Raw genomic sequence first — 21,610 nt, 5'->3', positions numbered from 1 at the left:
TCACCAGAGCCAGCGCGCCACGAAATACCCCACGCCGTACGGCGCCTCGTCGCGCAGCAGTTCGGCGGCGGGCGGCGGCGCGCCCTCCGCCGCCCCGCCCAGGACCTGGAAGGCGGCCCGGCCGGCCACCTGCAACTCCGCGGCCCGGGCCGGGTCCAGCGCGAGGAGCGCGCCGGAGTCACCGGACGCGAGCGCCGCGGCGATCATGTCGTCGTACGGCACCGCGTCCGGATGCACGTAACCGGGCGACTTCTCCGTGCGCCGGGCCGAGCCGTCTCCCATGACCAGCAGCGCCACCCGATCCGCCGAGCCGGCCAGGCGGCGGCCCAGCGCGGCGCACCCGGCCGCCGGCGCGTCGGAGGCGACCGCCTCGAACCGCAGAGGGAACCGCGCTTCGGGAACGCCGGCGGAGTGTTCCAGCAGCCAGCGGCCGATCGTGAGCGACAGCGGCAGCACCGGCTCCCCGCCCGCCGGGCCGACCCTGACGTCGGGCCCCCAGGGGCGCAGCGACCCGGCGGCGTCGCCGGGAAAGGACGCCGGGGAGCCGTCGCCGCCGGTCACCACGAGCACGCCGGGACCGGCGTCGGCGAGCGACCGCACCGCCTCGGCGCAGGCCGCGCGCAAAGCGTCGAGCTCGGCCGCGGCGGCACCGGCGACCTGCGGGACGAGCAGCGGAGGATGCGGGCAGACGGCCGCGGCGACCAGCACCCGATCACCCTACCCGGCCCGTTCACCCCCACAGATTGGACGTATGGGCAGAATGGACGTATGGACAGCAGCACGGTGGCGTTCGCGACCGTCCCGACCCGGCTGGGCGACGTGCTCGCCGCCGTCACCGCGGACGGGGTCGCCGCCACCCACTTCCGGGACGGCAGCCGGGTCAGGGCACGCATCGCCGCCCGCCTCGGCATGCCCGCCGCCGACGACCCGGTCCGTACGGCCGCCGTCCGCGAGGAGCTGGCCGCGTACTTCCGGGGCGAGCTGAAGGAGTTCCGCGCCCCGGTCGACTGGCGGCTCATGTCGCCCCTCCAGCGGCAGGTCCTCGGCACGCTGCACGCCACCGTCCCGTACGGCGAGGTGGTGACGTACGGCGAACTGGCGGCGCGCAGCGGCACGGGCGTCCCGGCCCGGGCCATCGGCTCGATCATGGGCGGCAACGCGATCCCGATCATCGTGCCGTGTCACCGGGTCGTGGCGAGCAACGGCCTCGGCGGGTTCAGCGGCGGCGACGGCGTCGAGTCCAAGCGGTGGCTGCTGACCCTCGAAGGCCATCTGCCGCCCACCCTCGACTGGGACCTGTGACCTCCCCGTCCCTGGGACACTGGAGGGTGTGGGGCAGCTACCTGTGATCGCCGTCGTGGGCGCGACCGCGGCGGGCAAGTCCGACCTGGCCGTCGAGCTCGCGCTCCGCCTGGGCGGCGAAGTGATCAACACCGACTCCATGCAGCTCTACGAGGGTATGGACATCGGCACCGCGAAGCTGTCGCTCCAGGAGCGGCGTGGGGTGCCGCACCACCTGCTGGACATCTGGCCGGTGACCCGGACGGCCAGCGTGGCCGAATACCAGCGGCTCGCCCGGCCGCTGGTCGAGGACCTGCGCTCGCGCGGCAGCGCGCCCGTCCTGGCGGGCGGTTCCGGGCTCTACGTGCGGGCCGTCCTCGACGACCTGGAGTTCCCCGGCACGGACCCCGACGCGCGGGAGCGCCTGGAGAAGGAACTCGCCGAGACCGGCCCGGCGCCTCTCTACGACCGGTTGAAGAGCCTCGACCCGGTGGCCGCCGAGAACATCCTGCCGAGCAACGGCCGCAGGATCGTCCGCGCGCTGGAGGTCATCGAGCTGTCCGGGCGGCCGTTCTCCGCGACCATGCCGTCGTACGACGCGGTCTACGACAGCGTGCAGATCGGCGTCGAGGTGCCGCGGCCGGTCCTGGACGAGCGGATCGAGCTCCGGGTCGCCCGCATGTGGGAGGCCGGGCTGGTGGACGAGGTGCGCGCGCTCGCCGCGCGCGGCCTGGCCGAGGGCAGGACGGCCGGGCGGGCGCTCGGCTACGCGCAGGTGCTGCGGTTCCTCGCCGGGGAGTGGACCGAGGAGCAGGCGCGGGCGGAGACGGTGCGCGCCACCCGCAGGTTCGCGCGGCGGCAGGAGTCGTGGTTCCGCCGCGATCCGCGGGTGGTCTGGCTGCCCTTCGACGCGCCCGATCTGGCCGACCGCGCGATCACCGTGATCACCGGCGCCTCCTAGACTGCTGCCATGCGGTTTCTGAAGGGGCACGGCACCGAGAACGACTTCGTCATCCTGCCGGACCCGGACGCCCGGCTCGACCTGTCCACTCCGCAGGTCGCGGCGCTGTGTCACCGGCGCACGGGCATCGGGGCCGACGGCGTGCTGCGCGTCGTCCGCGCCAAGCTGTGCCAGGAGGCGGCCGAGCAGTCCGGCGAGGCCGAGTGGTTCATGGACTACCGCAACGCCGACGGCAGCCTCGCCGAGATGTGCGGCAACGGCCTCCGGGTCTTCGCCCGCTATCTGGTGGACGCGGGGCTCGCGGCGCCCGGCGAGTTCGCCGTCGCGACGCGCGGGGGAGTCAAGCGCGTACGGCTCGGCGTGTCGGGCGACGTCTCGATCGACATGGGCAGGCCGCGGGTGCTGGGGGAGAGCCGCGCGGTCGTGGACGGGCGCGAATATCGCGGCGTCAACGTGAACATGGGCAACCCCCACCTGGCGTGCCTGGTCGAGGAGCCGGTGGCCGGGTTCGACCTCGGCCGGGAGCCCGAGTTCGACCGGGGGGTCTACCCGGAGGGCGTCAACGTCGAGATCTTCAACGCCGTGGGCGGCCGTACGGTGTCGATGCGCGTGCACGAGCGGGGGTCGGGGGAGACGCGCTCGTGCGGCACCGGCGCCGTCGCGACGGCCGTCGCGGCCGCCCGCGCGGCCGGCGAGACGACCGGCACCTGGGAGGTCCGGGTGCTCGGTGGCACGGTGACCGTCACGCTCACCGAGGAGACGAGCCACCTGGCCGGTCCCGCTGTCCTGGTGGCCTCGGGCGAGTGGCCCGCCGTCCTCTGACCGCCGTCCTCTGACCGCCGGCCTCTGATCGTCCCGGACGCTTGCGGAACCTTGTTCTGATCCTTCACTCTGAGTCTCACATCTGGACCTAGGAGGGGTGGATGGATCCGCGTGACGCGGTGGTGACGACGAAGGCGGCGATCGGGAGTCTCGGCGGAGGCTTCATGCTCTCGCGGGAGGTCAAGGCGCTGTGCGAGCGCCACGGCCTCGGCGGCCGTGAGATGTACTTCCGGGGCAGGTGCGGGGTCCTCGGCGAGGTGGACGCGGACGTCGTGGTCGCCGCGGTCGTCTTCTTCCACCCCGGGCACGTCCGCGAGTCGTGGGAGGGCGGGCGCAAGATCGCGGCCGAGGAGGCCGCCGCGCTCTACGCCTCCGCCTGCCACGACTGGGGACGGCGCAGGCTCGCCGGGCTGCGGGAGGCCGACCGGCTGTCGGAGCTCCTCGCCGTCGTCGCCGACCGGTCCGACCCCTTCTGCGCGCCGCTGTTCGCGGGGTGGCGGGCCATGCCCCGCCCGGACGGCGGGCCGGCCCTGACGGCCCACCTGCTCCACGTCGTACGGGAACTGCGCGGCGCTCTCCACGCGGTGGCCGTGGTGAGCTGCGGTGTCGGCCCGCTGGAGGCCACGCTCGTCGCCGGGGACGGCGTGGGGGCGCCCGTCTCGTTCGACCGCACGTCCGACTTCGCCAGGTTCCTCGCGTGGCCCGAGCCGTACCCGCAGCCCTCGCCCGAGGCGGTGGAGCGCAGGGCCAGGGCGGAGGAGCTCACCGACGACCTGCTCGCCCGCGCCTTCTCCGTGCTCGGCCCGGCGGAGCTGGCCGAGCTCACGGCGCTGCTCGGGCAGGCGTCCGAGGTGGCCCTCACCCGCTGAGAGGGAGCCCGAGCACGGGCGCGCGCTGTTCGGGTCGGCGTGCTGTTTGGGTCATGGTCGGCGACCTGGCAGACTGGCTGCCCATGGACGTGGACATCTGGGCCTGGGTCGGCGGCACCCAGCGTGAACTGCACGAGGCGGGCAACACGGGGCTCGCCATGGCGCTGGGCGACGTGCCCGCGCAGGCGCTCGAGGGCCGTTTCGCCCAGCTGGACGTCGTGGCGCCGGCCATCACACAGCACGCCGAGTCCCTCGAGAAGCCGTGGCTGGAGCTCTTCGCCCGCTACTGGCACCTGCTGGGGCGGGTGGGCGACCGCGCCATGGGCGCCGTCGCGCTCGACGACGCCGCCGCGCTGGCGGAGTTCGCGGAGCGGGGCGACGTCAGCGAGTGCCCCGCCGCCCCCGGCGGCGTGGAGATCCTGGCTGTCACCCAGGCCAACACCGACGGTCCCGGCTACGCGGCCACCCGGCTGAGCTCGCTCGGCGCCGCGCTCGACGGCGTGGGTCCCGACTCGCTGGCCTTCTCCGGACTGGCCACGCAGTATGTCCTGGCGCTCGTCGACGCCGGCCAGGCGGCCGAGGGCGTGGCGTACGCGGAGGCGGCCGTCGAGCGGCTGCGCGGGGCCGGGCGCGAGGCGAGCTGGGAGCTGGGCGCCGCCTCGGCGCGGGCGCTGCTCGCCGCCGGACGTCCCGGCGACGCGCTGACCGCGCTGGACGCCTCGACCGGCTTCAAGCCCGACGACCCGGTCGCGAAGGGCCGCCGTGAGGCCCTGCTCCGGTCGCTGGTGCTGGTCACGCTCGACCGCACGCAGGAGGCCGTGGAGGCCCTGCCCGACCTCGACGTGGTGGGGGACCACCCGCGGGAGTGGGTCGAGTGGGCGCACACCGTCCGCATGCTGGTCGCCGGCGGCGGCTCGATCGCCAACAGCTGGCAGCTCGGCCGCATCCTGCGCCAGTGGATGACGTACTTCGAGACGATGGGCGGCCACCGCGCCCGCTTCGAGCTCGCCCTCACCGCCGGGCACCTGGCCGTCGCCCGGCAGGGCCTGTGGCAGGCCCGCCTGCTCGCGGACGAGGCGGAGGCGGCCCTCGCCGGCCTCCGCGCGACCGAGGGCCTGGCGGACCGGGTGGCCGAGCTGCGCGCCGCGGCCGACGCGGCCAAGGAGGCGCCGGCGCCCGGCCCGCGCGACGAGCTGGTGGCCTACTTCGACGCCGCCGACGGCAGCTCGGCCGACCCCGAGCGCTGGGTGGGCTGGTTGTGGCCGCTGTCGGGCACCGACCTGGAGGCCACCCGCCGGCACACCACCACCCTCGGGTTCCTCGGCTACCCCGGGGTGGGCGCCGACATCTACTGGAAGGCGCTCGCCGAGGACGCCGACCCGGCCGCCGCGGGCGAGGAGGACCTCGCCTACCTCACCGGCCTGCTGATCGAGGCCCGTCAGGACGAGCGGGTGGAGAGCCTCGCGGCCCGCCTGCCGCAGACCGCCTCCCACCTCGCGCTCGCCCGCCTGCACCGCGCGCGTGAGCGGTGGGAGCAGACGGCGGCCGAGGCGGAGCTGGCGGTCGCCAACGGCGGCGGGCTGGAGGCGCGCCGCCTGTGGTCGGGCGCCGTCCAGCAGCTCGGCGAGAACGGCAAGGCGGCCGAGATCCTCAAGCCGCTGCTGGAGACGGGCGAGGCCGAGGAGGAGGACGTCTGGCGGGTCATCGTCATGTCCACCGCCGTGGAGGACTGGGCGACCGTACGGGCCGCCGCGACCGGGCTCGGCATGCCGATCGAGCAGGGTGAGGGGCCGATCGAGGAGGAGTGGCACCTCGTCCGGGTGATCCTCCCCGCCCCCGACGGCAGCCAGCGTGAGGTCCTCGCCGTACGGACCGGCCCGGCCACCGCCCGCCTCGCGATCCCGCAGCCGCGCGGCATGGAGTACAACGCGGGCGACGTGGTCGTGATCGACCCCCGGCCGCTGGAGCCGATCCCGGAGGGCGAGGAGGAGCGGGAGAGCTTCGTGATCCCCTTCGCCGGGGTGACGATGCTGCGTCCCGGCGGCTACACGAGCTGGTTCTTCGACGGCGCCGCGCCGTCGGAGGACGAGTGGACCGAGTTCAACGAGGTCCTGGCCGAGCGCGGCTGGCCGATGTGGGTCTACAGCGACGAGAACTACCGCGTCACCCACCCCGCCAGCGGCGAGCAGCTTCCCGGTGTGTTCGGCTGGATCGCGATCCCGCCCGCCGTACGGCCCGCGGATCTGGACGCCGTCCTGGACGACGTCACCGAGCAGTGGTCCCACCCGCTGGCCTGGCTCGACCTCGCCCGCGAGGTCGGCATCGAGGCCGAGCGGCACGAGCGGATCTCCAAGGAGTACGGCCTCTGACGGGAGGCCGGGGCGCCACCGGTGCGCCGTTGGTGCGCCGTCCCGCCGGGGCGGCCGCACCCGCGGCGCACCGCCGCGCTCCAACCGCCGCCCTCTCGGCCCCAAGCTTCCACCCTCGCGCTTTCACCGCAGCGCTCTCGGCCCCGCTTCCACCGCTGCGCTTCACTCACGTGACCGGGTCCTCACCCCGTGCCGTCGTGCTTTCACCGCCCGCTGCCATGTCTTCACCGCCCGGAACGACCGGTGATTGTAAAGATCACCGGACGGTCACGATATGGCGAGCAGAAGGCGTTTTTCCCCATAAGTGGGGCGTTTGGGGCCTAGCCTCAGTCCTGTTGTCAAACAGGATCCGTGTTGCGAATTGAGCAACGCCTGTGCGTGTGCCCTGAGGAGTCGTTGGCCCCCCGCTCTTCATCCACGGCGTGTGAGCGGCAGCCTCCGCGCCGTGCTGTGGCGTTTCCGGGCGTCCACGCCGCCTCGCGGGCGACCGCGAAGTGAGGGGAAATCACAGTGGGCACAGCCGCGATCGAGGTTCGCGGGCTCTGGAAGATCTTCGGTCCCAAGGCCGGCAGGATCATCGGCAGCCCCGACGCCGATCTTGAGCCCGCGCAGCTGCGGGCGAAGACGGGCTGCACCGCCGCCGTCAGGGACGTCAGCTTCCAGGTGCGGCCGGGCGAGGTCTTCGTCGTCATGGGCCTGTCGGGCAGCGGCAAGTCGACGCTCGTGCGCTGCCTCACCCGGCTGATCGAGCCGACGGCGGGCGAACTGCTGATCGACGGCCAGGACGTGTGCGCCATGTCGGCCAGGCAACTGCGGGATCTGCGCCGCCATCGGGTCAGCATGGTCTTCCAGCACTTCGGTCTCCTCCCGCACCGCAGGGTCGTGGACAACGTCGCGTACGGCCTGGAGATCCAGGGCATGGGCAAGGCCGAGCGGCACGAGAAGGCCGGACGGATCCTCTCGCTGGTCGGGCTGGAGGGCCATGAGGACTCCTATCCCGAGCAGTTGTCCGGCGGCATGCAGCAGCGGGTCGGCCTGGCCCGCGCGCTGGCCGTCGACCCGGAGGTGCTGCTGTTCGACGAGCCGTTCAGCGCGCTCGACCCGCTGATCCGGCGCGACATGCAGGCCGAGGTCATCCGGCTGCACCGCGAGGTCGGCAAGACCATGGTCTTCATCACCCACGACCTGTCCGAGGCCCTGAAGCTGGGCGAGCGGATCGCGATCATGCGGGCCGGCGCGATCGTGCAGGTCGGCACCCCCGAGGAGCTGGTGGGGGCGCCCGCGGACGACTACGTGGCCGACTTCGTGCGGGACGTCCCCCGTTCCCAGGTGCTGTCGCTGCGCTGGATCTGCCGGGACCCCGAGCCGGGAGAGCCGCTCGACGGTCCAGAGCTTCCCGCCGGCACCGTCATCCACGACGCGGTTCCGGCCGCGATGGGATCGGACCGGCCGATCCGCGTCGTCGACGGCGGCGAACTGGTCGGCGTGGTGAGCCGGGTCGACATCCTCGGCGCGGTGCGGCCCAGGACCGAGGCCCCGCCGGTCCCGCCGGTCTCCGCGGGCGTGAGCGGGGAGGCGTAGTGGTGAGCGCACCCGTGCGGACGGCGCCGCCCCCCATGCCGCCCCCCGCGCCGCCCGTGCCCGGCCCGGCGCGGGCCCGGCGCCTCGTGCGATGGGCCGGGCCCGCCGCGGGAGTGGTCGCGGTGGTGGCGCTCTACGCGGCCTTCCGCGGCACCGCCGTGCTGCCGCACGACGACGACGCCGCCCTGTTCCACTGGCTCAACGACGCCCGCGACTGGGTGGACGCCAACCGCAACAGCAGCCCGATCTTCCTGTACGTCGTCAACTACATCCGGCTGGGTGTGGCGGAGCTCTACACGCTGGTCCAGGGCGGGCTGGTCGCGCTGGGCTGGCCCGGGCTCATCGGCCTCGCCGCCGGTCTCGGCTGGCTTGCCGGCGGGTGGCGGATCGCGCTCGTCGCGGCGGCCGGCTTCGCCGGCGTCGGTGTGCTCGGCTTCTGGGAGGCGAGCGTCGACACGCTCGCGCTGACGCTGTCGGCGGTGACGCTCTCGCTGCTGATCGGCATCCCCCTGGGGATCTGGGCCGGCCGCTCGGCCCGCGTCCGCCGGATCGTCACCCCGGTGCTCGACGTGATGCAGATCATGCCGACCTTCTCGTACCTGTCGCCGATCCTGCTGCTGTTCCTGATCGGGCCGGCGTCCGCGACGATCGCCACGATGATCTACGCGATGCCGCCGGCGATCAGGATCACCGCGCTGGCCGTCCAGCGGGTGCCCGGAGTGACGGTCGAGGCGTCGGAGTCGCTCGGCGCGACCGGCCTGCAGACGCTGCTGAAGGTGCGCCTGCCGCTGGCGCTGAACACGATCATGCTGGGCGTCAACCAGACGATCGCCGCGGCGCTGTCGATGGTGCCGCTCGTCGCGCTGATCGCCGCGCCCGGGCTGGGCGTCGACCTGATCCGGGCGCTCGCGCGGGTCAACGTGGGCGCCGCGCTGGTGCCCGGCGTCGCGATCGTGCTGATCGCCATCGTGCTCGACCGGGTCACCAGGTCGGCGGCGCGGCGCCGCGAGGGCGGGCGCCGGGCGAGGGCCGTCCGCTGGGGCGGGTTCGCCGTCCTGACCGCCGCCGGGATCGCCCTGACCCCGGCGCTCGCGACGGAGTTCCCCGAGCAGTGGCAGGTGCAGGTCGTCCGGCCCATCAACGACGTGGTCGACTGGATCGAGGGGCACTGGTACGTCTTCACCGGCTTCCTCAACGACACGGTGGCGTACGGGCTGCTCAACCCGCTGCAGGACGTGCTGACCAGCGCTCCCTGGTGGCTGGTCACGGCGGCGGTGCTGGCGTTCGCCTGGCGGGTGAGCGGTCCCGCGGCCGGTCTGGTCGCCGCCGCCTGCCTGGTGGGCGTCGCCGCGCTGCACCTGTGGGAGCACGGCATGGAGACGCTGACGATCGTGCTGGTCGCCTCGCTGATCACGATCGCGGTGGGGCTCGCGCTCGGCGTGGCGGCGGCGCGATCCCGGTGGTTCGCCGCCGGGCTGCGACCCGTCCTCGACGCCGCGCAGACGATGCCGTCGTTCTCCTACCTGCTGCCGGCCGTGGCGCTGTTCAGTAACGGCCGCTTCACCGCGATCGTGGCCTCGCTCATCTACGCGGTGCCGGTGGTCGCCCGCCTCGTCGAGGACGGCCTGCGCGCGGTGCCCGCCACCGTGATCGAGGCGGCCAGGTCGGCGGGCTCCACCGACCGGCAGGTGCTGTGGAAGGTCCAGCTGCCGATGGCCCGCAACTCGCTGCTGCTCGCGGCGAACCAGGGCATCGTCATGACGCTGGCGATGGTGGTGATCGGTGCGCTCGTCGGCGCGGGCGCCCTCGGATACGACGTCGTGGCCGGAATCGCCCAGCAGGAGGACTACGGCAAAGGCTTCGCCGCCGGCGTCGCCCTGGTCCTCCTCGGCGTGATGCTCGACCGGATCACGCAAGGCGCCAACGGGCGCCGCTCTCCCCACAAGAAGAGGAACGCATGAAGAAGCTACGCCTGATCGCAGGGGTCATCGCTCTCGGCCTCGCCGCGAACGCCTGCGGAGGCGCCAAGGTAGAGGACGACTCGAACGCCGCCCCGAGTGCGAGCGCGGCGGGCTCGGCGGCCGCGTCCGCGGCCGGCACCGTCAAGATCGCCATCAACCCCTGGGTGGGTTACGAGGCCGACGCCGCCGTGCTGGCGTACCTGATGGAGCACGAGCTCGGCTACAAGGTCGAGAAGGTGACGCTCGCCGAGGAGCCGTCCTGGCAGGGCATGGAGTCGGGTGACGTCGACGTCGTCATCGAGAACTGGGGTCACGAGGACCTCAAGAAGAAGTACATCGAGGAGAAGAAGGTCGCCGTCGAGGCGGGCAGCACCGGCAACAAGGGTGTCATCGGCTGGTACGTGCCGGAGTGGATGGCGCAGAAGTACCCCGACATCACCGACTACAAGAACCTGAACAAGTACGCCGACCTGTTCAAGACCTCGGAGTCGGGCGGCAAGGGCCAGCTTCTCGACGGCGACCCCTCCTACGTCACCAACGACGAGGCGCTGGTCAAGAACCTCAAGCTCGACTACAAGGTCGTGTACGCCGGCAGCGAGGCCGCGCTGATCAAGGCCGCCAAGCAGGCGACCGACCAGAAGAAGCCCCTGCTCATGTACTTCTACGAGCCGCAGTGGCTGTTCAACCAGGTCAAGCTCGTCAAGATCAACCTCCCCGTCTGGGAGGAGGGCTGCGACAGCGACCCCAAGAAGGTCGCCTGCGACTACCCGCCGTACGACCTCGACAAGATCGTGAGCAAGAAGTTCGCCGACACCGGCGGCAAGGCGTTCGACCTCGTCAAGAACTTCCAGTGGACGAACGACGACCAGAACTCGGTCGCCGACGACATGACCAACAACGGCATGTCCGCCGAGGACGCGGCCAAGAAGTGGGTCGAGGCCAACGCGGCCAAGTGGCAGGCGTGGATGCCCAAGTGACCTGAGGGTCCGAGCACCCGAGGGCCGCCTCCCGCGCCCCGTCCGGACGGGGCGCGGGACGTTCCTCCTGGCCGTGATCTGCGGAGATCGCGGACCGTCCGGCCCGTTGTGGAATACTCTCCCGGTGTCGCCGCGGCCCCACCGCTCGCGGTCGCCGCCCGTACGACATCAGATGAGGTCAGATATGAGGATCCGTCTCCTTACCGGCGTGCTGTCGCTCGCGCTGGTCATGACCGCCTGCAGCGGCGGGAGTTCGAGTGGGAGTTCGGACGCCGCCGGAGCGGGAGCGGCGGGCGGCTCGAAGACGGTGAGGATGGCGATCAACCCCTGGATCGGCTACGAGGCCAGCGCGGCGGTCGTCGACTACCTCCTGGAGCACGAGCTCGGCTACAAGGTGGAGAAGATCGAGAGCGGCGAGGCGGACTCCTGGAAGGGCTTCGAGAAGGGCACGGTCGACGTGGTCCTCGAGAACTGGGCCCATCCTGAGCTGAAGAAGGAGTTCATCGAGCAGAAGAAGGTCGCCGTCACGGCGGGGGAGAACGGCAACAAGGGCGTCATCGGGTGGTATGTCCCCGAGTGGATGGTCAAGAAGTATCCGGACATCACCGACTGGCACAACCTGGTCAAGTACAAGGACCTGTTCAAGACCGACAAGAGCGGCAACCTGGGGCAGTACCTCGCCGGTGACAAGTCCTTCGTGACCAACGACGAGGCGCTGATCAGGAACCTGCACCTGCCGTACAAGGTGGTCTACTCCGGCAGCGAGGACGCGCTGATCGCGGCGGCCCGCAAGGCCACCGAGAACGAGACCCCGCTGCTCATGTACTTCTACGAGCCCCAGTGGCTGTTCAACCAGCTCAAGCTCGTCAAGATCAACCTTCCGCCGTACGCGATCGGGTGCGACGCCGACGTCAAGACGGTCAAGTGCGACTACCCGCCGTACCTGCTGGACAAGATCGTCAGCGTGAAGTTCGCCAAGAGCGGCGGCAAGGCGTACGAACTGATCAAGAACTTCGTCTGGACCAACGACGACCAGAACGCCGTCGCCTTCGACATGGCGGAGAACAAGATGAGCGCCGAGAACGCCGCCCGGAAGTGGGTCGAGGCCAACAAGATCGTCTGGCAGGACTGGATCCCCACCTGATCCTTGCGACCATCTGATCGAGGGGCGCGGCGCGATGCCGCGCCCTTCGTCGTTCCGCTCGCCGCTCCCCGCTCCCGAGCGGCTTCGCGCATTCGCCGAGGCAGCCGACGCCGGCCGCCCCATCCCGTTGCCCTGACCGGAGCTACGGACCCCGCCGGACGAGCGCGAGGCGTTCACTCGACCTAACCTCGGTCACCCATAGCGGGCCATTGTCGTGTCCCGGGAGTGCTTGACACTCCGGTCCCAAGACATGGGTGACAGCTGTTCCTGGGGTCCTCAACCCCGTGCTCCTTGCGCACTCGCGCCCGCGCCTCGTCAACCCTGAACGATCTCGCCCGCCTGTTCCAGCAACTCTGTGGTCGCCTCCCACAGGCGCCGCTCCCGGTCGCGATCGTGAGCGACTGGCCGTACCTCGGTCAGCTTGGTTTTCACCACGAACGCGCCCCCGCGCAGGTGCGCCCACTCGTCGTCGAGGGTCATCGCGGCCAGCAGCGGCCCCGAGCGTCGCGGCTTCGACACGCCGGGTACCCGGCCCAGGGCGCGGCTCATCGCCTGAAACGCCTGGGGGGCGCCACGGCCCAGCGCGGTGCCGGGCATCCAGCCCGGTTCGAACACCGACACGTTGATCCCGGCGCCGACGCGACGCTGCAGCTCATGGGCGTAGTACAGGATCGCCAGCTTGGCGTTGGAGTAGGCGAGACCGGACGCGGCCAGGCCCGAGGCCCGCTCACCGGTGGCCGGGCGGGCGAGCTCGACGGGATCGGCCCACTGGGCCTCGGGCACGCGGAGCAGCTTGCGCCAGAAGTTGGCGTGATAGGTGTTCGAGCCGAGCAGCACGACCCGCGCCGGCGCGGTGAACGAACCGAGCAGGTCGCCGATGAGTTGGGCGTGGGCGAGGTAGTTGACGGCGAAGGTCAGCTCGTAGCCGTCGGACGAGGCCCGCCGGGTGTCGCTCGACATGGTTCCGGCGTTGGCGACGAGCGCGCGCAGCGGCCGTACGACGCCGGTGGCGAGCAGGTTCCGCACGGTGGCCGCGGCGGCACGGACGTCGGCCAGACGCGACAGGTCGCAGCCGATCTCGCGGACGTTGGCGCCGCGCGCACGGGCCTCACCGGCGACCGCCGTCAGGTCCCGCCCGGCGCGGCCCACCAGCAGCAGGTCAGGTTGCCGCCCCTCCGGGCGGCCGGCCATGGCCAGCGTGGCGTGACGGCCCAGGTTGCGGGTCGGGCCGGTGATCAGAACGGTTCCGGGTTCGGTCATGGTGCCAGCCTGCGGGACCGATCGGGCCGTAGGCAGCCGTCCGGTTTTCGTAGGACTGCCAGGGCCAGGACAACCCGTGCGGATGCCCGCAGAATGCAAGGTGTGGAAACGTGGGAGTTCGGCCGGACGGTGCGCCGCTGGCGCGACCGGGTGGCGCCCGAGGCCGTGGGCGTGCGGGTGGGCCGCCGGCGGCGGGCCAGCGGGTTGCGCCGCGAGGAACTGGCCGCGCTCGCCGGCATCTCGGCCGACTACCTGACCCGCCTGGAGCAGGGGCGCGCGACCGCGCCGTCGGCGCAAGTCGTGGAATCGCTGGCCCGAGCGCTGCGCCTGCCCGACGCCGAACGCGACCTGCTCTACCGGCTGGCCGGGCATGCCGCGCCCGGCCCGGACATCGTGCCGTCGCGCGTCGCCCCGAGCGTGCAACGCCTGCTCGACCGGCTGTCGCACACCCCGGTCGTCGTGTACGACGCCAGCTGGACCCTCGTGCTGGCCAACGAGCCCTACGACGCGCTCATGGGCGAGACGACCAGCTGGCGCGGCCTGGAACGCAACGCCGTCTGGCGCAACGTCGCACGCCTGCCCTCGCGGGTGGTGCACACCCCGCAGGAGCAGGCCGTGCACGAAGCCCGGCTCGTGGCCGACCTGCGCCTGACGGCCTCGCGCTACCCCGCCGACCGTACCCTGCGACGTTTGATCATCGACCTGACCTCCGGCAGCCCGCGCTTCGCCGAACTCTGGGACGCCCCGGCCCCGCCGCCCTCGACCGACACGTCCCGGCGGAAGACCGTCGACCACCCGGCGGCCGGCCCGATCACCCTCGACTGCGACACGCTGTTCGTCGCCCTGGACGACCTGCGCATCACCGTCTACACCGCCGAGCCCGGCACCGAGGACGCCGACCGCCTGGCCCTCGCCATCGTCCTGGGCACCCAGTCACTACAGCTTTGACCGACGCTGCCGCCTGATCGCACCGAATGCCAATGAGGCCCTCTGCTGCCGTCGCATGGCCCCGGCCGCCCGTGTAGATCTCTAGGCGCGCCTCCTTTGCCAGCTTTTTACACTTTGCTATACCTGGGTGGGATATTTCAGATATTTCTTTACTTAGGGGTAGCTTTGAGCGGGCGAGGTACCCGATTGATCGCCGCTACCGCGGCGGCGCTGGCGTTGCTGACGGGATGCGGGCGGATAGGCGATCTCGCCGCGGAGCCCGCGGGCCAGAACGGCGGCGGCCAGAACGGCGGAAGCGGCGGATCGGGCGAGGACCGCGGCGTCAACCCGCTCGACAACCCCGACGGCACCGGCCCCGGGCTGATGGCCCTCACCGCGGACAAGGACCGGGCGAAGGCCCGCGACCTCATCGGCAAGGTGGCGACGAAGGGCCGCGGCGCGAAGACCGGCTACGACCGGGAGAAGTTCGGCTACGCCTGGGCCGACAACGTGGACGGCATCCCCTGGGGGCGCAACGGCTGCGACACCCGCAACGACATGCTCAAGCGGGACGGCGAGAACATCGAGTACCGCGGCGGGTCGAACTGCGTCATCGTCACCATGAAGCTGTACGACCCGTACACCGGCAAGAAGATCGACTGGAGCAAGTCGGAGGCCTCGAAGGTCCAGATCGACCACGTCATGCCCCTGTCGTACGACTGGCAGATGGGCGCGTCGCGGTGGAGCGAGAGCAAGCGCAAGCAGATCGCCAACGACCCGCTCAACCTCATGCCCGTGGACGGCTCCACCAACGGCTCCAAGGGCGACTCCGGCCCGGCCACCTGGCTGCCGCCCCGCCGCGACATCCGCTGCTCCTACGCCGTGCGGTTCGCCCAGGTCGCCCTCAAGTACGACCTCCCGGTGACCTCCGCCGACAAGGACGCGATGCTGGAGCAGTGCAAGTGATCCGCCCGGCTCACCGGTAGACGACAGCGCCCGCGGCCAGGGGTCACGGCACCTGGCGTTCGCCTCCGCCCGGCGTACGCGGCGAGCGGGGTGTCTCGCGTCATCCGGTGAGCAGGTCACACAGGCGCGCGCACTCGCGGGCGAAGCGGCTTCCCCGGCTCGCCCTGCCGGTGGCGGCGTGCGCCGACACGGCCGGGATCTCGCCGCGGGCTCCCACCCAGGCGGCCACGTCGGCCGCGAACGTCACCGCCTCGGTGTGCGTGACGTTCGGCCGCCCTCCGGCGGAGGGCAGCAGATCCGGCAGCAGAGCCCGTACGATCTCCCAGACCTGCTCGTGCGCTCCCTGATGCGCGGCCTCCCGCAGGGATGCCAGCACCGGCCGGGTCTCGAACCAGGTGCGGCGGATCAGCAGTGCGAGCTGACGGCCGATCGCCCCGGCGGGCAGGTCTCCCCGGCTCGTCATCCGCAGCAGCACCGGAACCGGGTCCGGCCGGCGCTCGGCCAGGAAGTAGGCCAGGATGAGCGCGGTCGCCTCCCCGAGCGGGCCGTCGGCGTCCGCCACGGCCTCCAGGTACGCCGGACAGACCCCCGGCTGATTCCACTGGTAGAGCAGGTGGGGTAGATAGTGGACCGAGACGACCTCACGGTGCGACGGCAGGATCGACGGCCACCAGCCCATCACGTGGCCGTGATCCTCCCACCGCCACTTCGGCGGCGCGCTCAGCAGTTCGTCGATGAGGTGGTGCCCGGTCGGCTCCGCTCGCAAGACCGGCACCAGCCGCACCTGCCCGTTGTGCCCCGGGTCGCGCTCCTCGAACAGGTGCTCGTCCCCGCCCTCGAGGTAACCCCACTTCAGGCCCGCCTCCGGATCGGGCAGGCCGCCCCGGGCGAGCCAGGCGGCGACGGCCGGCGCCGCCTGTGATCGCACGCGCCCGGCGCGTTCGGCGGCGAGGGGGTGCGCTCCCCTCGGCAGCCGCAGCAACGCCTGCTGCAGGTCGGCCGGCAGCGGTTCCGCGCCCGCGGCGGCGCACAGCTCCAGCCGGTCCACCAGCACGCCGGGGTCGAGGTGCCCGGTCATCACCGTCGGCGTCGCCAGCAGGACCGGTGGCAACGTCCCTTCTCTCAGCGCCCGGTAGATCTCGCTGAGCCGGTGCAGCAGGAACCTGTGCGGCGTGGAGACCTGCATGGGTTCCGGCAGCCGGTTCCGCCGGCGGAACTCCACCGCGGGGTCCGGCTCCTCCGGCTCGCCGAACAGCGGCCGGAAGCCCGAGTACGTGATCCACACCTGGAAGTCGGGGTCGCCGGGGTGCGAGGGAAGCTCGGGCAGGCCGTCGCGCATCGCCGCCACCCGATCGGCGGAGACCCCGATCTCGAGCATCTGGCGGAAGATCTCCTCCCGGACGTGCTCTGGCAGGTCGCCGAAGGCCTGCCCGGGCACGGCCCCCTCCTCCGAGTCGTCTTCGCCTTCCGGCCCGGCCTCGTCCACCGGCCCGGGCTCGTGGTCGTCGGCATCCTCGGGCGGCACGGCCGTGACGCGTACGGAGAAGCTCGACCCCGCCCAGGGATCGACGGGCTCGGGATCGGGCACGCCGGGATCCGTACCGGGAGCGATCACCTCCTTCGCCAGGGCGGCGATCCAGGCACCCGGATCGAGCCAGCGCTCCATGTCGTACAGATAGGGAAAGGAGTTCTGGAAGACGGGGGTGAGCCTCCCGCGCAGGGCCGCGCGGTCCCTGCCCACCCGCTCGACGAAACCGGCGAGCCACTGCTCGCACGCCATCCACCCGTGGAGATCCCCCGTGGTCTGATCCACCGCCGGTGCGGGGAACGGGCCCGGTTCTGGGAGGACGGGCAGCGGCGCGGGAGCGAACGGCTCAGGCGTTCCCTCGGCCGTGACCTCGCCCCCGAACACGGCGGCGAGTTCCCGGCCGAGATCGGCCGGCAGCAGCGGGACCGCGCCGGCGATCAGCTCGGCGTCCGCGCCCAGCGCGGTGGCGTGCCTGAGCGCGATCCGGACGGCTCGCCGCCGTACGTCATCGGAAGCGTGAGCGAGCGCCGTGACGAGCGCGGGAGCCAGCTCCCCGGCGCGTGCGGGCCGCTGCCGCACCTCCTGGTCCAGCCGGCTCAGGCCGGCGCGGGCCAGCTTGGCCTCCGGCCTGAAGGTCAGCGCCTCGATCGCCTCCTGCACGTCGGCGTCGTCGTGGGGGCCGGTGCGGCTGATCTGGGCCAGGGCCAGCTCGGCGACCGGGCCGGGGGCGGCGGGGAGCAGCCGCAGGTAGTCCCGGGCCCGTTCGGCCGCCTCCTGTGGCACCGGGTCGACCATTTCGTGCAGTCGTACGAAGAAGCGCAGGTCCGCGGCGTCGCCCCCGCGCAGGAACCGGCTCACGCAGCCGTCCAGGAGTTCGGCCCGCGACACGCGCCCGGCGTCCAGGAGCCGCCGGATCAGGGAGAGCCACGGTGTGGGCGACGGCGTGAGCCGTTCCGCACGCAGGGCGCGGCCCGCGCCCTCGGCCTCGAAGATCCGCGGCAGCAGCGGGCCGAGCAGCGGATCGCCGTCCAGCGCCGGGCCGGTCAGCCACGCGACCACGAGCGGATCGTGCGACGGCGGCGTCACACCCGAGGCCCGCAGCAGCGCGAGCACCAGCGGGGCGACCCGGTCGTCGTTCGCCCTGCGGATCTTCCCGGCGAGCCGGCCCGCCACGTCGGCCTGCCACTCGGCCGGCCGGGTGACCAGCACGCGGACCACTTCGGCCGGGTCCGGAGCCGGACCCCACTCGGGGTAGAGCTCGCGGCGGGTCAGCCAGGCCGCCGCGGCGGCGGGCCCGGAGATCGTCCCCGCGCCCGCGATCCGCAGGGGCGCGCCGAACTCGGCGAGGGCGTTCCGCACCGTCCGGCGGCGCTCCCAGGCGAGCCACGCGTCGTCGAAGCCGTTCAGGGCGTCGCGGTCGTCGGCCTCCTGGCTCTCCCGGGCCATCCCCGCGGCGGTGTCCCGCATCTCCTTGAGGAAGCCCGGCAGCCGTCTCGCCACCTCGGCACGCTCGGCCTCGGTGAGGGCGATCACACGGTCGGCCAGCTTCTTCGTCTCACGCGCGGTGACGAGATCGCGCACCTCCTGCCAGGCGCTCATCGGGCCGTCTCCGCGCCGCTCTCCAGGCCGCTCTCCAGGCCGCTCTCCATGCCGCTCTCCATGCCGCTCTCCACGGTGGACAGCGTGGGCGTGGCCCTCGCGACGATCCTGGCCGCGAGCACGTGCTTGCACGGGCCGCGCGAGCCGTGGTGGTCCCACCACCAGGGGCAGGTGCACGATCCGTCGGCCAGGCCGACCTCGCGCACCCCGCCGTCGGTCCGTACGCGGGCCGTGTCGCCCGCGATCTCCACGGCGCCCGACTCGGCCAGCGCCCGCGCGGCCGTCAGCCGCGGGTTGAGGTGCTGCACGTGCTCCCTGTCGTAGGGCAGCTCGCGGTGGAAGTGCGCCGCCTCGTTCAGGTCGTAGCCGACCCGCCCGGCCGTGCCGAGCTGGGTCAGGGCGGCCCGTACGCGCGTGGTGGACAGCCCGGCGCGGTCGGCGAGCAGGCCGATCTCCACCTCGGGTTCGAAGTTGAGCAGCATGCCCATCACGTCGGCGTCGGCCTCGGCCTCGTCGGTGGCGAGGTCGGCCAGCACCGCGCCCTCGCCGGAGAAGCCGCGCCAGCGCTCGGGGGACAGGACCAGCGTGTAACGCATGCCGGGCAGCTCCAGCTCCCACGCGCTCGACGCCGGGCCGCCGGGCGCGGCCGGGCCGTAGACCTTGAGGCTTCTGACGAAGCGGAGCAGGGGCAGCAGCGTCGCCAGGCGGCCCACGCCGGACAGGCACACCGCTCCCGGGCCGGGCCGGTCGGTGACCCGCAGGTCGCGGCCCGCGGGAGCGACCCACAGGTCGGCCGCCGCCCGCTTGGGCAGGGACCGAAGGAACCGCACCGCGCTCATCCCGGGCAGCTCGGCCCGCAGGTCCATGCGCGCCGCGATCACCTGTACCTCGGCGAACCCCCGCAGCCACCGCTCGGGCAGCGGCACCTTCTTCTCCACCACCGCGCCGTCGAGTGTGGTCACGGTGAGCTCGTCCGCGCCGACTCCGAGGTGCAGCGGGTCGCGCGCGCCCACCCGGGCCAGCGCCTCCCGCAGCGGGCCGTTGACGTCGACGTTGGTCGTCCCCCGGTCGAACACCTCGCCGTCGAGGGCGCCGCCCAGCAGGTCGAGCCGGGCGTACACGCCGCCGCAGGCGGAGAACGACTCGAAGCGCAGCCGGTCGCCGCCGCAGGTGACGACCGGGTCGCGCGTCCATCCGGGGCGCGGCTGGTGATAGCGGGTGAGGGCCACGTCGGCCACGCCCAGCAGGCCCGCCGCCGCGGGCGCCGCCTGGGTCACCACCCCGCTGAAGAACCTCGGCGCGACGGCGGGGCCGCGGAGGGCCCTGCCACCGGACGTCGACAGCCCGAGACGTCCGTCCACCAGCATCGAAGGCGCAGCGTAGCTGTACGCCTGCGTCGCGTTTGTCATGTGCCGGAGGCTAGAGATCACCACCGACAATTCGCGCCCGCGGAGCCAACCGGGCGTACGGCGGGCTCCGCGGGCGGGGGATCAGAGGCAGCCGCCGCGGGGGTCCTTCACCTCGGGCGCCGCGTCGTCGACCGTGACCTCCAGTTGCGCGGTGGAGGCCACAAGACTGCCGGCGGGCGCCTTGGCCTCCTGCGCGTTCACCACGACGCCGCGCTCGCCGAGCAGCTCGTACGTGGCAGGGTCGAAGATGATCTCCTCGCGCACGCCGTTCGAGACCCGGCCGACGCCGATGCCGGTTCGGCCCGCCGCGTCCCCCACGTTCTCGTTCACCGTGACCCCGGGGATCGTCGCGGCGGCCTTGAACAGCGCCGCCCGCTGCGGCGCCGGCACGTACGTCTCCCGCAGCAGGTCGCCCACGGCCGTCCACGCCCCCGCGTCGGACGGGACGTCGCCGTGCGGCCGGGCGTACAGGTAGGACCGCATCCTCTCCGTGTCCGCGGGCAGCTTCTTCAGCATCGTGTAGGCGGTGTCGCTCACCTTGTCGCAGGTCGGGAGCCCGACCCACTCCGTGCCCTTCTCCTGGTACGCCTCCGGCGGGATCGGCCATCCCGGATAGGCGCGGGGCTCCAGGTGTTCGATCTTGAGTGCGCCGTCCCTCGTGCCGTCGGCGGACAGCCAGATCGTCCGCTTCGTCCGGTAGAGGTAGCGGGACTCCTTCTCGTTCTCGCCCACTATGGAGGCCTCGTACATCGTCTGCGAGCCGACCTTGACGAACTGGTCGTCGCGCGGGGACAGGTCGGTCACGGCGTCGGCCGCTTTGCCCAGCACCTCCTCCGCCGACATGGCCGACACCTTCGGCAGGGTCACGACCACCTCACCGGCTCGTGTCGGGTGCGCGGGCCGGCCGGGCCCGGCGGCGGCGACGGCGACGACCCCCGCCCCGGCGAGCAGCGCGGCCCCGCCCGCCAGGAGCGCGTACGGGCGCGAGCGAACCGGCGGCCTGCCCGGGCCGGTCAGCCGCCGCCGTACGGCCGCCTTGGCGGCGAGGGAGTAGGGCGGCGCCTGCGGCCGCTCCCGGCCCACCAGGTCGATCTCGTCGATCATGATCAGTCCTCCTCGGGAAGGTCGAGATGGCGGCGCAGCTTCGCGCGCACGCGGTGCAGGCGCGAGCGCACCGTGCCGATGGGGATCCGCAGCGCCTCGGCCGCCTCCTCGTAGGAGAGGTCGGCCCAGGCGACCAGCAGGAGCAGGTCGCGTTCGGCGGACGACAGCCTTGCCAGGGCGGCCGCGAGGGCGGGCCGCAGCGCTGCGGCGCTCGCCCGCTCCGCTCCGCGCTCCTCCTCGTGGGCGCCGCGCTCGCCGGCGTCGCGCGGAGCGCGGGCCAGCGCCCGCAAGCGGCGGACCTCCGCCCGGCGGTGCCCGGAGATGAGGTTGCCCGCGATGCCGTACAACCAGGGCCGGGCGTCCGGCCGGGAGGTGTCGTAGCGGTGCCGCTTCCGGAACGCCACGAAGAACGTCTCCGCGGTGACGTCGTCGGCGTGCTCAGGTCCGAGACGGCGACCGGCGTAGGCGTGGATCTCGTCCGCGTGCCGGTCGAAGACGCCGGCGAACCGCTCGGGCGCGCTCAGCGACGCCTCGATCAGCCGGGCGTCGCTCGGCTCGCCGTCGTCCGGTTGATGGTCCTCCGGCCCGCCGCTCTGCACGCCGGGATGCGTCGTCAGGGCGTGCTCCGGCTCGCCTTCGTCCGGCCCGCCGCCGTTCGCCTCGTCGGCGTCGCGGGCGCCGCCGGGCCGGCGATCCGCCGCGGCCGAGGGGAGGCGGGTGCCGCCGGAGACCGTCCTCACCACCCGTTGTGTCCGTTCATAGGGGGAATCCTTCCGTGGGCGCCGTCGCGCCCTTCACCCCTACTCCGCCGGACGGCCCGGGCCGGTTCCATGGTTCTCGAAGACGATCTCG

Annotated in this window: 17 protein-coding genes; 11 read left to right on the top strand and 6 right to left on the bottom strand. The window is 72.8% G+C overall.

All coding sequences use genetic code 11. The features are described 5' to 3' along the window. Window positions 1-708 carry a class III extradiol ring-cleavage dioxygenase family protein gene (locus tag Mam01_RS28420; protein ID WP_204288215.1) on the bottom strand — a complete coding sequence of 236 codons (708 nt, stop codon included), beginning with the start codon at window positions 706-708 and terminating at the stop codon, window positions 1-3. 60 nt (window positions 709-768) lie between these two features. Between Mam01_RS28420 and Mam01_RS28415 the strand changes: the two genes are divergently transcribed. From Mam01_RS28415 to Mam01_RS28375, 9 genes are all read left to right on the top strand, one after another. Continuing rightward, window positions 769-1,302: a methylated-DNA--[protein]-cysteine S-methyltransferase gene (locus Mam01_RS28415; RefSeq protein WP_204288214.1), complete on the top strand. Its 534-nt coding sequence runs from the start codon at window positions 769-771 to the stop codon at window positions 1,300-1,302. Window positions 1,303-1,330: 28 nt separating this feature from the next. Next, a complete protein-coding gene (gene miaA / locus Mam01_RS28410; protein ID WP_239101690.1) occupies window positions 1,331-2,242 on the top strand; it encodes a tRNA (adenosine(37)-N6)-dimethylallyltransferase MiaA in 912 nt (303 codons plus the stop codon). A 9-nt stretch (window positions 2,243-2,251) separates the two neighbouring features. Then, window positions 2,252-3,064, top strand: a complete 813-nt coding sequence (gene dapF / locus Mam01_RS28405; RefSeq protein ID WP_204288213.1) for a diaminopimelate epimerase — start codon at window positions 2,252-2,254, stop codon at window positions 3,062-3,064. A 101-nt stretch (window positions 3,065-3,165) separates the two neighbouring features. Continuing rightward, entirely contained in the window at window positions 3,166-3,933 is a 768-nt protein-coding gene (locus tag Mam01_RS28400) for an SCO6745 family protein (protein ID WP_239101689.1), read from the top strand. Window positions 3,934-3,986: 53 nt separating this feature from the next. Further along, entirely contained in the window at window positions 3,987-6,302 is a 2,316-nt protein-coding gene (locus Mam01_RS28395) for a tetratricopeptide repeat protein (protein WP_239101688.1), read from the top strand. Between the two features lie 510 nt (window positions 6,303-6,812). Continuing rightward, window positions 6,813-7,883 (top strand): quaternary amine ABC transporter ATP-binding protein, encoded by a 1,071-nt coding sequence (locus tag Mam01_RS28390; RefSeq protein ID WP_225311885.1) that lies wholly within the window; start codon window positions 6,813-6,815, stop codon window positions 7,881-7,883. A gap of 2 nt (window positions 7,884-7,885) precedes the next feature. After that, complete coding sequence (locus Mam01_RS28385) at window positions 7,886-9,844, top strand: ABC transporter permease (protein WP_239101687.1); 1,959 nt, start codon at window positions 7,886-7,888, stop codon at window positions 9,842-9,844. Further along, the gene (locus Mam01_RS28380; RefSeq protein WP_204288212.1) at window positions 9,841-10,821 is read left to right on the top strand and encodes an ABC transporter substrate-binding protein; all 981 of its coding nucleotides are present in this window, start codon (window positions 9,841-9,843) and stop codon (window positions 10,819-10,821) included. Before Mam01_RS28385 ends, Mam01_RS28380 begins: the two co-directional genes overlap by 4 nt. Window positions 10,822-11,005: 184 nt before the next feature. Further along, entirely contained in the window at window positions 11,006-11,965 is a 960-nt protein-coding gene (locus Mam01_RS28375) for an ABC transporter substrate-binding protein (protein WP_204288211.1), read from the top strand. A 315-nt stretch (window positions 11,966-12,280) separates the two neighbouring features. On the opposite strand, the gene Mam01_RS28370 is transcribed toward Mam01_RS28375, so the two are convergent. Continuing rightward, entirely contained in the window at window positions 12,281-13,225 is a 945-nt protein-coding gene (locus tag Mam01_RS28370) for an SDR family NAD(P)-dependent oxidoreductase (RefSeq protein WP_204288210.1), read from the bottom strand. Window positions 13,226-13,327: 102 nt separating this feature from the next. On the opposite strand from Mam01_RS28370, the gene Mam01_RS28365 reads away from it, so the two are divergent. Both Mam01_RS28365 and Mam01_RS28360 read left to right on the top strand, forming a co-directional pair. Further along, complete coding sequence (locus Mam01_RS28365) at window positions 13,328-14,173, top strand: helix-turn-helix transcriptional regulator (RefSeq protein WP_204288209.1); 846 nt, start codon at window positions 13,328-13,330, stop codon at window positions 14,171-14,173. Between the two features lie 186 nt (window positions 14,174-14,359). Continuing rightward, window positions 14,360-15,118 carry an HNH endonuclease family protein gene (locus Mam01_RS28360; RefSeq protein WP_225311889.1) on the top strand — a complete coding sequence of 253 codons (759 nt, stop codon included), beginning with the start codon at window positions 14,360-14,362 and terminating at the stop codon, window positions 15,116-15,118. Between the two features lie 100 nt (window positions 15,119-15,218). Here the strand turns inward: Mam01_RS28360 and Mam01_RS28355 are convergent, their stop codons facing one another. The 4 genes from Mam01_RS28355 to Mam01_RS28340 form a co-directional block, all read right to left on the bottom strand. Next, window positions 15,219-18,245 carry a DUF6493 family protein gene (locus Mam01_RS28355; protein ID WP_204288208.1) on the bottom strand — a complete coding sequence of 1,009 codons (3,027 nt, stop codon included), beginning with the start codon at window positions 18,243-18,245 and terminating at the stop codon, window positions 15,219-15,221. Next, entirely contained in the window at window positions 18,242-19,654 is a 1,413-nt protein-coding gene (locus Mam01_RS28350; RefSeq protein WP_204288207.1) for an SWIM zinc finger family protein, read from the bottom strand. Before Mam01_RS28350 ends, Mam01_RS28355 begins: the two co-directional genes overlap by 4 nt. A gap of 81 nt (window positions 19,655-19,735) precedes the next feature. Continuing rightward, window positions 19,736-20,758 (bottom strand): CU044_5270 family protein, encoded by a 1,023-nt coding sequence (locus Mam01_RS28345; RefSeq protein WP_204288206.1) that lies wholly within the window; start codon window positions 20,756-20,758, stop codon window positions 19,736-19,738. Between the two features lie 2 nt (window positions 20,759-20,760). Continuing rightward, entirely contained in the window at window positions 20,761-21,498 is a 738-nt protein-coding gene (locus Mam01_RS28340; protein ID WP_307820145.1) for an RNA polymerase sigma factor, read from the bottom strand. Window positions 21,499-21,610 lie beyond the last annotated feature (112 nt).

The sequence above is a fragment of the Microbispora amethystogenes genome, assembly GCF_016863015.1.
GTDB classification, from domain to species: Bacteria; Actinomycetota; Actinomycetes; order Streptosporangiales; family Streptosporangiaceae; genus Microbispora; species Microbispora amethystogenes.
The sequence above is the reverse complement of the archived record's forward strand: the minus strand, read 5'-3'. Positions and strand labels throughout refer to the sequence as shown.

What these genes read in the sequence shown, in the direction of transcription:
- Mam01_RS28415 (WP_204288214.1), top strand. Translation starts at nt 769, where the DNA reads ATGGACAGCAGCACGGTGGCGTTCGCGACCGTCCCGACCCGGCTGGGC.
- dapF (WP_204288213.1), top strand. Translation starts at nt 2,252, where the DNA reads ATGCGGTTTCTGAAGGGGCACGGCACCGAGAACGACTTCGTCATCCTG.
- Mam01_RS28400 (WP_239101689.1), top strand. Translation starts at nt 3,166, where the DNA reads ATGGATCCGCGTGACGCGGTGGTGACGACGAAGGCGGCGATCGGGAGT.
- Mam01_RS28395 (WP_239101688.1), top strand. Translation starts at nt 3,987, where the DNA reads ATGGTCGGCGACCTGGCAGACTGGCTGCCCATGGACGTGGACATCTGG.
- Mam01_RS28380 (WP_204288212.1), top strand. Translation starts at nt 9,841, where the DNA reads ATGAAGAAGCTACGCCTGATCGCAGGGGTCATCGCTCTCGGCCTCGCC.
- Mam01_RS28375 (WP_204288211.1), top strand. Translation starts at nt 11,006, where the DNA reads ATGAGGATCCGTCTCCTTACCGGCGTGCTGTCGCTCGCGCTGGTCATG.
- Mam01_RS28370 (WP_204288210.1), bottom strand. Translation starts at nt 13,225, where the DNA reads ATGACCGAACCCGGAACCGTTCTGATCACCGGCCCGACCCGCAACCTG.
- Mam01_RS28355 (WP_204288208.1), bottom strand. Translation starts at nt 18,245, where the DNA reads ATGAGCGCCTGGCAGGAGGTGCGCGATCTCGTCACCGCGCGTGAGACG.
- Mam01_RS28350 (WP_204288207.1), bottom strand. Translation starts at nt 19,654, where the DNA reads ATGACAAACGCGACGCAGGCGTACAGCTACGCTGCGCCTTCGATGCTG.
- Mam01_RS28345 (WP_204288206.1), bottom strand. Translation starts at nt 20,758, where the DNA reads ATGATCGACGAGATCGACCTGGTGGGCCGGGAGCGGCCGCAGGCGCCG.